At 75.2% G+C, this 13,232-nt stretch carries 11 protein-coding genes; 6 read left to right on the top strand and 5 right to left on the bottom strand.

Translation table 11 applies throughout. The features are described 5' to 3' along the window. Positions 1-30 precede the first annotated feature (30 nt). Both ABD811_RS15275 and ABD811_RS15280 read left to right on the top strand, forming a co-directional pair. A complete protein-coding gene (locus tag ABD811_RS15275) occupies positions 31-1,338 on the top strand; it encodes a beta-ketoacyl-[acyl-carrier-protein] synthase family protein (protein ID WP_344947142.1) in 1,308 nt (435 codons plus the stop codon). Positions 1,339-1,392: 54 nt separating this feature from the next. Next, on the top strand, positions 1,393-2,841 hold the full coding sequence (locus ABD811_RS15280; protein ID WP_344947144.1) for an acyl-CoA carboxylase subunit beta: 1,449 nt from the start codon (positions 1,393-1,395) through the stop codon (positions 2,839-2,841). Positions 2,842-3,314: 473 nt separating this feature from the next. Here ABD811_RS15280 and ABD811_RS15285 read toward each other — a convergent pair whose 3' ends face one another. After that, complete coding sequence (locus tag ABD811_RS15285) at positions 3,315-3,809, bottom strand: DUF3145 domain-containing protein (protein WP_344947146.1); 495 nt, start codon at positions 3,807-3,809, stop codon at positions 3,315-3,317. 187 nt (positions 3,810-3,996) lie between these two features. Continuing rightward, positions 3,997-5,430 carry an apolipoprotein N-acyltransferase gene (gene lnt / locus ABD811_RS15290; protein WP_344947148.1) on the bottom strand — a complete coding sequence of 478 codons (1,434 nt, stop codon included), beginning with the start codon at positions 5,428-5,430 and terminating at the stop codon, positions 3,997-3,999. A gap of 155 nt (positions 5,431-5,585) precedes the next feature. On the opposite strand from lnt, the gene ABD811_RS15295 reads away from it, so the two are divergent. Genes ABD811_RS15295 through ABD811_RS15310 form a run of 4 tightly spaced genes read left to right on the top strand, consistent with a single transcriptional unit; the run spans position 5,586 to position 10,320 of the window. Then, the gene (locus ABD811_RS15295; protein ID WP_344947151.1) at positions 5,586-6,773 is read left to right on the top strand and encodes a S8 family peptidase; all 1,188 of its coding nucleotides are present in this window, start codon (positions 5,586-5,588) and stop codon (positions 6,771-6,773) included. 49 nt (positions 6,774-6,822) lie between these two features. After that, positions 6,823-7,332: an RNA polymerase sigma factor gene (locus ABD811_RS15300; protein ID WP_344947153.1), complete on the top strand. Its 510-nt coding sequence runs from the start codon at positions 6,823-6,825 to the stop codon at positions 7,330-7,332. A 4-nt stretch (positions 7,333-7,336) separates the two neighbouring features. Continuing rightward, positions 7,337-7,777, top strand: a complete 441-nt coding sequence (locus tag ABD811_RS15305; protein WP_344947155.1) for a hypothetical protein — start codon at positions 7,337-7,339, stop codon at positions 7,775-7,777. Then, positions 7,774-10,320, top strand: coding sequence for a CHAT domain-containing protein (locus tag ABD811_RS15310; protein ID WP_344947157.1), 2,547 nt, complete (start codon positions 7,774-7,776; stop codon positions 10,318-10,320). Before ABD811_RS15305 ends, ABD811_RS15310 begins: the two co-directional genes overlap by 4 nt. Positions 10,321-10,333: 13 nt before the next feature. Here the strand turns inward: ABD811_RS15310 and ABD811_RS15315 are convergent, their stop codons facing one another. Genes ABD811_RS15315 through ABD811_RS15325 form a run of 3 tightly spaced genes read right to left on the bottom strand, consistent with a single transcriptional unit; the run spans position 10,334 to position 12,952 of the window. Further along, complete coding sequence (locus ABD811_RS15315) at positions 10,334-11,161, bottom strand: sulfurtransferase (RefSeq protein ID WP_344947159.1); 828 nt, start codon at positions 11,159-11,161, stop codon at positions 10,334-10,336. Between the two features lie 53 nt (positions 11,162-11,214). Continuing rightward, a complete protein-coding gene (locus ABD811_RS15320; protein ID WP_344947161.1) occupies positions 11,215-12,342 on the bottom strand; it encodes an alkaline phosphatase family protein in 1,128 nt (375 codons plus the stop codon). A 28-nt stretch (positions 12,343-12,370) separates the two neighbouring features. Further along, positions 12,371-12,952 (bottom strand): DUF5998 family protein, encoded by a 582-nt coding sequence (locus ABD811_RS15325; RefSeq protein WP_344947163.1) that lies wholly within the window; start codon positions 12,950-12,952, stop codon positions 12,371-12,373. Between the last annotated feature and the right edge of the window lie 280 nt (positions 12,953-13,232).

Raw genomic sequence — 13,232 nt, forward strand, 5'->3', positions numbered from 1 at the left:
CCTCCCCCAGTTCGCTAGGAGCACTCTCTTATGAGCACTACCCAGACCAAAGTCGTGGTGACCGGGCTCGGCGCGACCACCCCGCTCGGCGGTGACGTGCCGTCGACCTGGTCCGCGCTGCTCGCCGGCGAATCCGGGGTGCGCAAGCTGGACTGGGACAACGTGGACCGGCTGCCCGTCCGGTTCGCCGCGCAGCTGGCTGTGGAGCCCTCGGAGTCCATTCCCAAGGCGCAGCTGCGGCGCCTCGACCGCTGCCAGGCCATCGCGCTGATCGCGGCGCGTGAGGCGTGGCGGGACGCCGGGTTCGCGCCGCCCGTCAAGCGCAAGGGCGGCAAGGACGGGGACGCCGCCGAGGCCGGGGACGGCTTCCGGGTCGACGGCGACCGGCTCGGCGTGGTGGTGTCCAGCGGCATCGGCGGCCTGCACACCGCCCTCAACAGCTATGACACGTTCCTGGAGAAGGGCTGGCAGCGGGTCACGCCGTTCACCGTGCCGATGCTGATGCCCAACGGCTCCTCCGGCCACATCGGCATCGAGTTCGGCGCCACGGCCGGGTCGCACGCCATGGTCAGCGCCTGCGCGTCCAGCGCCGAGGCGGTCGGCTACGCCATCGACATGATCCGCACCGGCCGGGCCGACGTGGTGATCTGCGGCGGCACCGAGGCGTGCATCCACCCGCTGCAGATGGCCTCGTTCGGTGTGATGCGGGCGCTGTCCACCCGCAACGACGAGCCGCAGCGCGCCTCCCGGCCCTACGACAAGAACCGCGACGGCTTCGTGCTCGGCGAGGGCGCGGCCGTGATGATCCTGGAGTCGGAGGAGCACGCCCGCGCCCGCGGCGCCCGCGTGCACGCGATCGCCGCCGGCTGCGGCTACTCCGCCGACGCCTACGACATCGTGCTGCCCGACCCGTCCGGCGCCGGGCAGGCCAAGGCGATGCGCCGCGCGCTGGCCGACGCCGGGCTGGAGCCCGAGGACATCATCCACGTCAACGCGCACGCCACCTCCACCCCGGCCGGCGACATCGCCGAGCTGACCTCCATCAAGGCCGCGCTCGGCGAGGACGTGGCGCGCAAGCTGTGCGTCACCGCCACCAAGTCGATGACCGGCCACCTGCTGGGCGGCGCCGGCGCGCTGGAGTCGATCTTCACGATCCTGGCGCTGCGCGAGGGCCTGGTCCCGCCCGTCGCCAACCTGGAGGACCTCGACGACGAGGCCGACCTGGACATCGTGCGCGGCGAGCCGCGCAAGCTGCCGGACGGCCCGGCCGCCGCGCTCAACAACTCGTTCGGCTTCGGCGGCCACAACGTGTCGGTCGCCTTCCAACGCGCCGTCTGACGACCCGCCCCGCGGGCCTGACCCGTCGGCTGTGACACAAGGAGCTTTACGGACGTGACTGTGCTCGACAACCGGGTCGTGGACCCGGCAGCCACCGCAGACCAGCAGGAGGCCGATCCGCGGCACCCGCGGACCCGGCTCACCGCGCTCTTCGACGAGGGCACCTTCCGTCCGCTCGCCGGCGCCCCGGGCGAGGACGACGACAGCGGCGTGCTCGCCGGGCACGGGCGGGTCGAGGGCCTGCCCGTGGTGGCGTTCGCCTCCGACCCGCGCTTCCAGGGCGGCGCCATGGGCACCGCCGGATGCGAGGCCATCGTGGCCGCCTACGACCTGGCCGTCCGCGAGCGGCTGCCGATCGTCGGGCTGTGGCACTCCGGCGGCGCCCGCCTGGCCGAGGGCGTGGAGTCGCTGCACGCCGTCGGCACCGTGTTCGCCGCGATGACCCGCGCGTCCGGCATCGTCCCGCAGATCTCGGTGGTGCTCGGCGCCGCCGCCGGGGGCGCCGCCTACGGCCCGGCGCTGACCGACATCGTCGTCCTGTCCGAGGGCGGCAAGATCTTCGTGACCGGCCCGGACGTCGTCCGCTCGGTCACCGGCGAAGAGATCGACATGGCGGGGCTGGGCGGCCCCGAGCCGCACTCGCGCAAGTCCGGCGTGGTGCACGTGGTCGCCAAGGACGACACCGAGGCCATCGCGCAGGGCCGCAAGATCGCCATGCTGCTCGGCCACCAGGGCCGCGTCCGCACCGGCGACGTCGAGGAGCGCGACTTCTCCACCGTGCTGCCCGACAGCCCCCGCCGTGCCTACAACGTGCAGCCGCTGGTCAAGGGCGTGCTCGACGACGCCGCGGCGGCGGTCGAGCTGCACCCCCGGTGGGCGCCCAACATCGTGACCACGCTCGGCCGCCTCGGCGGCCGGACCGTCGGCGTGATCGCCAACAACCCGCTGCGGCTCGGCGGCTGCCTGGACGCCACGTCCGCCGAGAAGGCCGCCCGGTTCGTCCGGATGTGCGATGCGTTCGGCGTGCCGCTGGTGGTGCTGGTGGACGTGCCGGGCTACCTGCCCGGCGTCGGCCAGGAGCACGAGGGCGTGGTCCGCCGCGGCGCCAAGCTCCTGCACGCCTTCGCCGAGGCCACGGTGCCGCGCGTCACCCTGGTGACCCGCAAGGCCTACGGCGGCGCCTACATCGCGATGAACTCCCGCTCGCTGGGGGCGACCCGCGTGTTCGCCTGGCCCACCGCCGAGTTCGGCGTCATGGGCGCCGTCGCCGCCGTCCGCATCCTGCACCGCCGCAAGCTGGCCGCCGTCCCCGAGGAGGAGCGCCCGGCCCTGGAGGCCGAGCTGGCCGCCGAGCACGAGCGCATCGCCGGCGGTCTCGACCGCGCCCGCGAGCTCGGCGTCGTCGACGAGGTCATCACGCCGACGACCACCCGCGCCGCCCTGGCCCGCGCCATCGCCGAGGCCATCCCGGCCCGCGGCGCCCACGGCAACATCCCCCTCTGATCGCAACCTGCACGATGGCCCGGCCGCGCTGCCGGGCCATCGCCATGCCCAGGGACCCAGCGGGGGCCATCAGCAAGCCCGTTCCATGAGCCGCCCGCCGGCGACGGATTCTCGTGCGCCCCGGACAGTGACACGGCGCACCAGCCCACCCGGGAGACCGCACCCACCGCCGCCAGGCTTTGTGCGCCACCGGACAGGACAGGGGCGGCCCATAGACCCGGCGAACCGCTCTAACGGCCGCCTGTCGCGACGGGTAGGTGTGCGGCCGCAATTGGGCACGGCGCTTTGGGGCGCGGTCGGCCGCATGGGCGGCCGCCTGTCAGCGCCGGGGGCGCGACGCTTCGGCCTCGGAGTGTGGCGCCGGGGTTACGGTGGCAATGCACGGCAGGCAGGAAAACGTTACGCGCGGCTGCTCCTGGAGGTTTGGGTGGAGCGGGCCGCGCGTGCGGTCAGACGATGCCCGGGGCGTGCGGTCACACGGCGGCGTGCAGCCAGCGGACGGGAGCGCCGTCGCCCGCGCGGCGGAAGGGCTCCAGCTCGTTGTCCCAGGGGGTGCCGAGCAGGCGCTCCAGCTCGTGTTCGAGGTTGGTCTTGCCGACGGCGGCGTTGGCCATGACGCTGCGCAGCCGGTCCTCGGGGATCATGATGTCGCCGTTGGCGCCGATCACGCCCGTGAACACCCCGAGGGACGGGGTGAAGCTGTAGCGGACGCCGTCGCACCCCGGCGTGGGGTCCTCGGTGACCTCGAACCGCAGCAGCTTCCAGCTGCGCAGCGCGGACGTGATCCCCGCCGCGGTGCCGGGCCTGCCCTCCCAATGGAGTTCGGCGCGCAGCGTCCCCGGGGCGGCGGCTTGGTCGGCCCATTCCAGCGAAACGGGCACGCCAAGAACACCTGCGACGGCCCACTCGATGTGCGGGCTGAGCGCAGGCGGCGCGGAGTGGACGTAGAAAACGCCACGTGCGGTCACCGGACCTCCTGGATCTGTACCGAGGCTCGTCTTCCCCTACGGCCTCGTAAGTCCCAGGACGCGTTCCGCGACCATCATTCTGCATCATCGGCACCGGAGACACCACTGCGCGACGACTGTTCGCCGAAGCAATGCGCCCGCGGAGGGCCCCGTGGGGCACCCTACTCGGGGCACGGCCGGCGCGGGGTCAGGGGGCGGGGCGGCGCCGCGCGGCGGCGAGCACGACGGCGGCGGCCGTCACCAGCACGGCCAGATGACCCACGTAGTCGCCGTAGCGGTCGTAGGGGGTGCGGCTCGCGGCGGGCGGGACGCGCAGGGTGACGACGACGGCGCCGCGCCGGTCGGTGTCCAGCCAGACCAGCCGCCTGCCCTGGGCGTCGTAGGCGGCCGAGACGCCGGTCAGGGCGGCCTGCACGGCGGGACGCCCGGTCTCGGCGGCGCGGACGGCGGCGAGGGCGGCGTGCTGCTGCGGCGCCCAGCTGGCCTGGAAGGTGGAGGTGGACGACTGGTAGACCACGATCTGGGCGCCGTGCCGTACGACGGCGCGGCCGAGGTCGGGGAAGGCGGACTCGAAGCAGATCAGCGGCCCGATCGTCACCTCGCCCGCGCGCAGGGCCTCGGCGCCGGTGCCGGGGACGCGGTCCTCACCCGCGGCCCGGCTGACGCGGGTCAGCCAGCCGAACGCCGGGCGCAACGGGATGTACTCGCCGAACGGCACCAGCCGCGTCTTGACGTACCGCCCTTCGGTCCCGTGGGGGCCGAGGAGGATCGCGCTCTTGGAGATGCGGCCGGCGGCGTCGCGGGCGTCCTCGTTGACCAGCAACCGGCCGCGTGCGGCCAGGGCGGTGAGCCGGGCGGCGATGTCGGGGCGGCGGTCGAGGTCGAAGCCGACGCTGCTCTCCCCCCAGACGATCAGGTCGGCGGGGGGCAGCCCGGCGGTGATGCGCTCGCCCGCCGCCAGCCGGGGGCCGGGGCGGTGGACCACGCCGGGCTGCACCAGCGCCACGCGGACGGCGCGTTCGGCGGGCGGCGCGGGTCTGAGCGCGAACGTCGCCGGGCCCGCCAGCCCGATCGCCACGGCGGTGGCGAGCAGCGCCGGGCGGGCCCGAGGGAGCACAAGGGCCAGGGCCAGGGCCGTGTTGACGGCGACGAGCGCGAACGACACCAGCCACACCCCGCCCACGGCGGCCAGGGCCAGCACGGTGGGGTGCCGCCACTGGGACGCCCCCAGCAGCGCCCACGGGCCGCCCAGGCGCGGCCATGAACGCACCAGTTCGATGACCAGCCACACGCTCGGCACCACGACCATGGCCAGGACGGGGTGCTCGGGCACGAGACGCCGTACGGCGACCCCCCATCCCGCCCACATCGCGCCGAACACCAACGCGACGAGCAGCAGCCCCGGGCCGATGTTGGGGAGCGTCCAGTAGAGGGCCGCCAGCAGGAAACCCGCGCCGAACCACCAGCCGCGCAGTGCCGCCTCCCGTACGGTCGGGGCGCGGCTCATCAGCAGGATCCCCGGGACGAGCACCACCCACGCCAGCCACCCCAGGTCCGCCTCGGGGAAGACGACCAGCGTCAGCGCCCCGGCCGGCAGGCTCACCGCGCGGGGACGCGTCACCCACGTCGCCGCCCTCCGTCGCGGCGTCCGTGCGCGCTCCGGGGCGCGGGTCTGCTGACGTCCGAGCACTCCTCCAGTAAGGCACCGCCGTTCCGTGAACGCCACTCCGTGCGATTTCGATGACACACCGTGCCCGTTAGGGCACACTCGGTTAAATGTTCGACCAAGATTCCTGTCTTGAGCGTCTGCTCGCCCGGCATGACGACGCCGTCGTGGTGGAGGCGGTGCCCGGCCGTCCCGCCCTGATCCGGCGTGACGAGCTGCTGGTCGCCCCCCAGGACGCACCCGCCGTGGCAGACCTCGTGCGCCGCTGGCACGACTCCGGTGAGGACGACCACGGGGTCCATAGGATGCGGCTGCGTCCGGCCGCGCGCGTGAACGTGTGCGAGCTGGCGTCCCAGGTCGCCGGTGACCGCCGCCACCGGGAACTGGCCGTCGCCCCCAACCACCTGGTGCAGGGCCAGCCGCTGTGGTGGTCGGGGCCCGCCGATCTGGCTCGTCCCACGGCTCCGGTGCCCGCGCCCAGGCCGCGTCCCGCCGCTCGGGAGATGACGGTCGCGGTGCTGGACACGGGCCTGTCCCCCCATCCGTGGTACGACGGCGCGGACTGGTACGCCGGGCAACGCGACGACGTGGCCGAGGTGCTCGACGCCGACCTCGACTGCGAACTCGACGCGCAGGCGGGGCACGGCACGTTCATCGCGGGGGTGGTGTTGCGGTACGCGCCGTCGGCCCGTATCCGCGCGGTGCGGGTGCTGGGCGGTGACGGCGTCGGCGACGAGCTGGACGTGGTGCGCGCGCTCGCCCGGCTGGCCGCGTGGGGCCGCGCCGACGTGGTGAACCTGTCGCTGGGGTGCCACACCTTCGACGACCGTCCCTCCCCCGTGCTGTCGCGTGTGCTGGCGCAGCTGCGGTCGTCGCCGCGTCGTCCGGTGGTGGTGGCGTGCGCGGGCAACACCGGCGGCGAGCGGCCGTTCTGGCCCGCCGCGGCCAAGCCGGTGATCTCGGTGGCCGCCCTGGACACCCGGCAGGGGCGTGCCGAGCGCGCCTGGTTCTCCAACTACGGCTGGTGGGTGGACGCGTGCGCGCCCGGCGTGGACGTCGCCAGCTGTTTCGTGCGGTTCGGGGAGTTCGACGGCTACGCGCGCTGGAGCGGCACCTCGTTCGCCGCGCCGGTGGTCGCGGGGCTGATCGCCGGCCTGGCCGCCCAGGAGGACGTGACGGCGGCCGAGGCGGCGCGGCGGGTGCTGGATCCGGCCGGCGCGCACACGCTGCCGGACCTCGGCGTCGTCGTGAGGCCGCCGGCACGGGACGAGGTCCAGCGTGAGCCCGCGGGCGCCTAGGCGGACGTCTGGGCCGCCCCAGGCGGAGGCGGCGTCCCCCGAGGAACTCGTGGGGCGGGCCCGTGACGGTGACGGTGACGCCTGGGCGGCGCTGACCCGGCGCTACACCGACATGCTGTGGGCCATCGCCCGCTCCCGGGGGCTGTCCCAGAACGACGCGGCGGACGTGGTGCAGACCGTGTGGCTGCGCCTGGTCGAACGGCTCGACGCGTTGCGCGATCCGCGGCGGATCGGGGCGTGGCTCGCCGTCACCACGGCGCGTGAGGCCGAACGCGCCCGTTTCCGGTCGGCGCAGTGGCCGCACAACGGGGCCGTCCGGCCGGCGGCGGCGGCGGAACGCACACCGGAGCGTGTCTGGACCGCCCGGGAGCGTCTCCGCCTCGTCGCGGGGGCGCTGGAGGAACTTCCCGAGCGGTGTCGGCAGCTCCTGCGGTTGTTCGCCACGTCCCCCAGTTACGCGGACGTGGCGGCGGCCCTGGGGATCCCCGTCGGCAGCATCGGCCCCACCCGTACGCGGTGCCTGTCCGCCCTACGCCAACGCCTCGGAGACGACTTCTGACGTAATGAACGAGCAGGAAATCCTGGCGGAGATACGGGCCGCCTTCGACGCCATCGACCCGCCCCCTCCGCACGTGCTGGCGGCGGCGCAGGCCGCGTTCCGGTGGCGCGACCCCGACGCGGTCCTGGTGGAAATCGTCGGTGACGCGGCGGCCGGACGGTCCGGGCTGCGCCGTGGCGGCGGCCCCCGGCTGCTCAGCTTCACCGGTCACGACGTGGGCGTGGAGATCGAGGTGATGGAGGAGCACGAGGGGCACCGTGTCGTCGGCCGTCTCCTGCCCCCGGCCACCGCCACCGTGTTCCTACGGCATGCGGACGGGGAGCTGCGCTCCAGTACCGACATGGCGGGGCAGTTCGTGGTCGACGGCGTGCCCGGGGGCCCGGTCAGCCTGCTGTTCCGCCTGCCCGACGGTGTCTGCATCGTCACGAGCTGGGTGCGCCTGTGAACGACCTGCTGCGGCTGGCGGCGTCGGAGCCCGCGCGCGCCTACGTGACGGCGCTGGCGGCCCTGCAGACGCACGACGACGCGGCGGCCCGTGTCACGGCGTTACGGGCCGCCGCGGTCGCCGCCAAGGAGCTGGGGCGGCTGGGCGAGGGCATCGAGCTCCTGACCACCGCGTTGCACACGGCGGTGGGCCTGCCCTACCAGGAGGCGCAGGTGCGGATGACGCTGGTGGGTCTTCTGGCCGCCCGCGGGGACCTGGCGGGCGCCCTGGACGCCGCCGAACGCGCCGCGCCGTTCCTGGAGGGCACCGACGCCGAACGCCTCACCGCCAACCGGGCCTGCGCGCTGGCCAGGGCGGGGCGTCTCGACGAGGCGCTCGACGCCATCCCCCTGCTGCGCTCGGGGAGAGACCCTGCCGCGCTGGCCGGACTGCTGACCAACCTGGGGCTGGCCCGTGCCCTCAGGGGCGAACTGGACGCCGCGGAGACCGTCCTCGCCGAAGCCGTGGACGTCGCGGCGCGGGCGGGGCTGCGGCACCAGGCGGCGATGGCACGGGTCAACCTGGCGTTCGTCGTGTCCCGCCGGGGCGACGTGCCGCTGGCCCTGCACCTGTACGGGGTCGCCGAGACCGACCTGACGGGGGAACGCCTGGCGCAGGCGCGGCTCGACCGGGCCGAGACGCTGATCGCCGCCGGCCTGCCCGGCGAGGCCCGCCCGCTGCTGGAGAAGACCCTCGCCGACGTGGCGCGGCGCGGCTACGCCTGCGACGCCGCGGACGGGCTGCTGCTGCTCGCGCACGCGGAGCTGGCCGACGGGGAGCCGGAACGGGCCGTCGCCACCGCCGAACGGGCCCGCGCCGCGTTCGCCGCCCAGGAACGTCCCGGGTGGACGCTGCCCGCCGAGCACCTGCTGGTGCGGGCGCGCTGGGCCGGCGGCGACCGTTCCGCGGTGTTCCTGCGCTCCGCGGCCGCCACCGCCGAACGTCTCGCGCGGGGAGGCTGGGCCGAGGCCGCCGCCGAGGCGTGGATCATCTCGGCGCGGCTGTCCATGGAGCTGGGGCGTCCGCCCCGCGCCCTGCCTGCCGGGATCGAGTGCGCCCGTGGGCGGGGCCCGGCGGCGCTGCGCGTGGCGGCCTGGCACGCGACCGCGCTGGACCGCTGGGCGCGCGGGGACCGCCGCGGTACGGCCGCGGCCGTGTGGGCGGGGCTGCGGGTGGTGGCCGAGCACGCCGAGACCATGAGCGCTCTGGACCTGCGCGCGCACGTCACCGGGCTCGGCGACGAGCTGGCCGCGTTCGGGCTGCGCCTGGCGCGTTCGGCGCGCGAACTGCTGCTGGCCGAGGAGCGGCGCCGCGCGGTGGCCCGGCGTCCCGTCGCGGTGCGTCCGCCACGCGACCCGTCCCGTGCCGCCGCGTTGGTGGAGTTGCGCGCCGCGAGCGCCGCCCACGCCGCCGCCACGGCGGACGGTGCCCTCCCACCGGACGAACTCGCCGCCTCGGCCGAACGGCTCTCCCGGCTGGAGCGGGCCCTCCAGAGCATGACCCGCGCCAAGCCTCCGGCGGCTCGAACGCCGTGCTGGGACCCGGCGGAGGTGCCGCTGGCGTTGATGCGGCTCCCGGACGCCCTCGGCGACCGTGCGCTCCTGGAGCTGGTGCGGATCGACGACGAACTCCACGCCGTGACGTTCACCGAGGGACGTTGCCGTCGTCGGCGGCTCGGCCCCTACGGGACCGTTGAGCGAGACGTCCACCTGGTGCGGTTCGCCTTGCGGCGCCTGGTGATGGCCGACGGCCCGGACGAGGCGGCCGAATCGGGGCTGGCGCAGGCGGCGCAACGCATCCAGTCCGTCGTGCTGGAACCGCTCGAACACGCCCTGGGGCAACGCGAGTTGGTCATCGCGCCCACGGCGATGCTGCACGGGCTCCCCTGGGCGGTGCTGCCGATGCTGGCCGAGCGACCGTTCACGGTGGTGCCGTCCGCCGCCGCCTGGCTGCGCGCCCGCGAGTCGTCCCGGGCCCGCGCGCGTCGCGTCGTCCTGGTCGCGGGCCCCAGGCTGGAGCACGCCGCGGCGGAGGTACTGGCGCTGGCCAGGCTCTACCCCGACGCGACCGTCATGACGGGTTCGGCGGCACGCGTGGACGACGTCCGCCAGGCGCTGGACGGGGCCGACCTGACGCACCTGGCCGCACACGGGTACTTCCGGCGGGGCAACGCCCTGCTGTCGCACCTGGAGCTGTCCGACGGTCCCCTGATGGGCTACGACCTGCAGGACCTGGACCGTCCCCCGGCCACGATCGTCCTGTCGGGCTGCGACACGGGCCGTTCGGACGCCGGGGACGCGGTGACTGGCCTGGCCGGGGTGCTGCTGGGCGCGGGGACGGCCACCGTGATCGCCAGTGTCGCCCCCGTGGGGGACCGCGCCGCCCGCGACGCCATGATCGACTTCCATGTGCGGCTGCACCGGGGGCTGCCTCCCGCCTCCGCCCTCGCGGCGGTCCCCCGCACACCCGGCACCGCCGGGTTCCAATGCTTCGGCGCCGGCTGAGCGCTCCGGAGGCTCAGCTGTCCCCGGTCGCCACCGGGTTGCCGGGATCGGTGATCCAGTTGGACCAGGAGCCGACGTACAGGGCGGCCGGGACGCCCGCCAGGTTCAGTGCCAGAACCTCGTGGGCGGCGGTCACTCCCGAGCCGCAGTAGACGCCGACGTCCACGGCGTCGGTCGCGCCGAGTTCGCCGAAGCGGTCGCGCAGCACGCCGGGCGGCAGGAAGCGCCCGTCCACCCCCACGTTGCCCACGGTGGGAGCGCTGACCGCGCCGGGGATGTGCCCGGCGACGGGGTCGACCGGCTCGTTCTCGCCCCGGTAGCGCTCGGCGGAACGGGCGTCCAGCAGCACCCCGGCCTTGGCCAGCGCGGCGGCGCCGGCGGCGTCCAGCATGGGCATCCCGCCGGGCCGGGCGGTGAAGTCACCGGGTTCGACGTCGGGCACCTCGGTGGTCACCGGCTCGCCCGCGTTCACCCAGGCGTGGTAGCCGCCGTCGAGGACGCGCACGCGGGTGTGGCCGAAGTAGCGCAGCGTCCACCACGCCCGTCCCGCGGCGGTGGAGTCGGCGTCGTCGTAGACCACCACGGTGCGGCCCGCGGAAACCCCGGCGCGCCGCATCGCGTCCTCGAAGGCGTCCGGCGACGGCAGCGGGTGACGGCCCTTCGGTCCCGGCGGCGCGGCCAGGTCGCGGTCCAGGTCGACGAAGACCGCGCCGGGCAGGTGGCCGCCGTCGTAGGCGGCGCGGCCGGGCGGGCCGCCCAGCCGCCAGCGCACGTCCAGCAGGGTCGGGGGGTCGTGACGCAGGAGCCGGGCCAGGTCGGCGACGTCGATGAGAGGCTGCACATCGCCAGTTTGACCGTGGTTGCCCGGATTTGACAGTGGAGTGTCCACGTTCCTCATCCTCGGTGAACGGCCAGCAGCGGCACGAGCTGCTCGGCGGGCAGCAGCGAACCGTGCATGCCGACCAGCCTGGACATCAGCGGCTCGGCCTCGCCCGCGATGATCGCCAGCTCGCCGTCGGGGACCGCGACGACGTCGCCGACGCGCGGCAGCATCCGCGGGGCCACCGGCCCGAACCAGCCCGCCGCCACGGCCTCCTCACGGGTCACCACCCACGCCTTGTCGCCCAGCGTCTCCCGCCAGGCCGCCAGCACGTCGCCGGCGGCGCCCGGCCGCGCGTACACGTGCCGCGCCCGCGGCTCGCCGCCCAGCTCGGCCACCCCCTCGCGCAGGGCGGGCACCTCGTCGGCGTCGACGCGCTCGGACGGGTTGACCATGCCGTGGTCGGCGGTGACGTACATGGACGTGCCGGGCGGCAGCACGGCGGCCAGGCGTTCGGCGAGCAGGTCGACGAAGCGCAGCTGGTGGCGCCAGTGCGGGGAGCCCGCGCCGAAGCGGTGGCCGGTGGAGTCCAGGTCGGAGTGGTAGACGGTCACGTACGCCCGGTCGGCCTCGGCGAGGGCCCTCTCGGCCTCGGCGACGAGCTGGCCGAGCGAGTCGGCGGCCACGTAGCCGGCGCCCCGGGCCGTGGCCAGGCTCAGCCCGCTGCCGCGATAGGCGCCGGACGCGACGTAGCTCACGGACACGCCCGCCGCCGCGGCCCGCTCGTAGGCGGTCGGGTGGGGCTGCACGACGGCCGGGTCGGCGTCCTCGGCCCGCCACTTGAGGCAGTACAGCAGCCCGTTCACGCCCGGCACGGCGAACTGGATGCCGACCAGCCCGTGCTCGCCCGGCGGCAGCCCGGTGCCCAGGGACGCCAGGCTGGTGGCGGTGGTGGCCGGGAACCCGGCGGTCAGGACGCGTCCCTCGGCGGCCAGCGAGGCGAGATACGGCGCGTCCGCCCCGTACTCGCGCAGCAGCTCCCAGCCGAGGCCGTCGATCAGCAGGACGCAGGCACGCGGCCGCTCCGGAAGATCCAGCACGTTGGCGGCGCCGGGGACGCCCAGCGCGGCCAGCACGGACGTGGGCAGGTCGGCCAGCGCCCCCGCGCCGTAGCGCGGCGCCGGCGGCAACCCCGCCGTCACCACGCGCTCCCGCGCACCCGGGCCCCGGTCATCGGGCGGTGGCCTCCGACAGCGCCTCGGCGAAGGCCAGCACCTGCGTCACCGCGTCGGTGCCGTCGGCGGCCTCGCTGACCCGCAGCGACAGGTCGTCGGCGGTGACGCTGCCGGTGTAGCCGTGGTCCGCCTCGCAGTTCTCGTCGCCGCAGGTCGCCGGTTCGAGGTCGATGTGCGAGATCGCGCCCCAGCCGATCGTCAGCACGACCTCCGACGGCGGCACGCCGGGGACGTAGGAGGCCGGCTCGGGCACCACGCGCGTGACCGCGACCGACTGGACCCGGTCGAGCCGGACCGCCTCGGTCGTGGTGGAGGCGTGCGGCCGTGGATTCCCCTCGCCGGGCGGGTGCTCGTCGGTGTGGCAGACCAGCAGGCGGGTCGGCGACAGCACCAGCACGGTCACGTGCCGCCGCATCTCCATGGCGGGATCGAAGGTCGCCTCGTGGTGCACCACGAATGCGTCCACCTGCTCAGCGCCGATGGCCGACTCGACCGCGTCCGCCACAAGGGCGGGATAGTAGCCGCTGCGCTCGATGGCCGTGCGCAGCCCATGCGCCGTCGCTCGGGTGTCCCTCATGCCCCCATCCTGCCCTGTCGGGACGCACCTCGCACGCCGCGCGGGTGAACCCCGCTTCCCATGGTCCCCTCCTGCCGCACGCCGTCGCACCCGGCCGTCGCGCTCCCGGCCCCCGCCGCCCGCTGCGCCTCCGCCGAACTCCCGGCGGGACGGCGCCCACCAGGACCGATGCCGTCGCCGGGATCATCGCGTGCGGTCCGGGTAGGGGTGGAACATGAGCATGACCGACCCGGTGCCGGGCCCACCGCCGGTGCCGCCGCCCCAACCGCCCGTGCCGCCC

Source organism: Actinomadura miaoliensis, from assembly GCF_039536785.1.
Lineage (GTDB): Bacteria > Actinomycetota > Actinomycetes > Streptosporangiales > Streptosporangiaceae > Spirillospora > Spirillospora miaoliensis.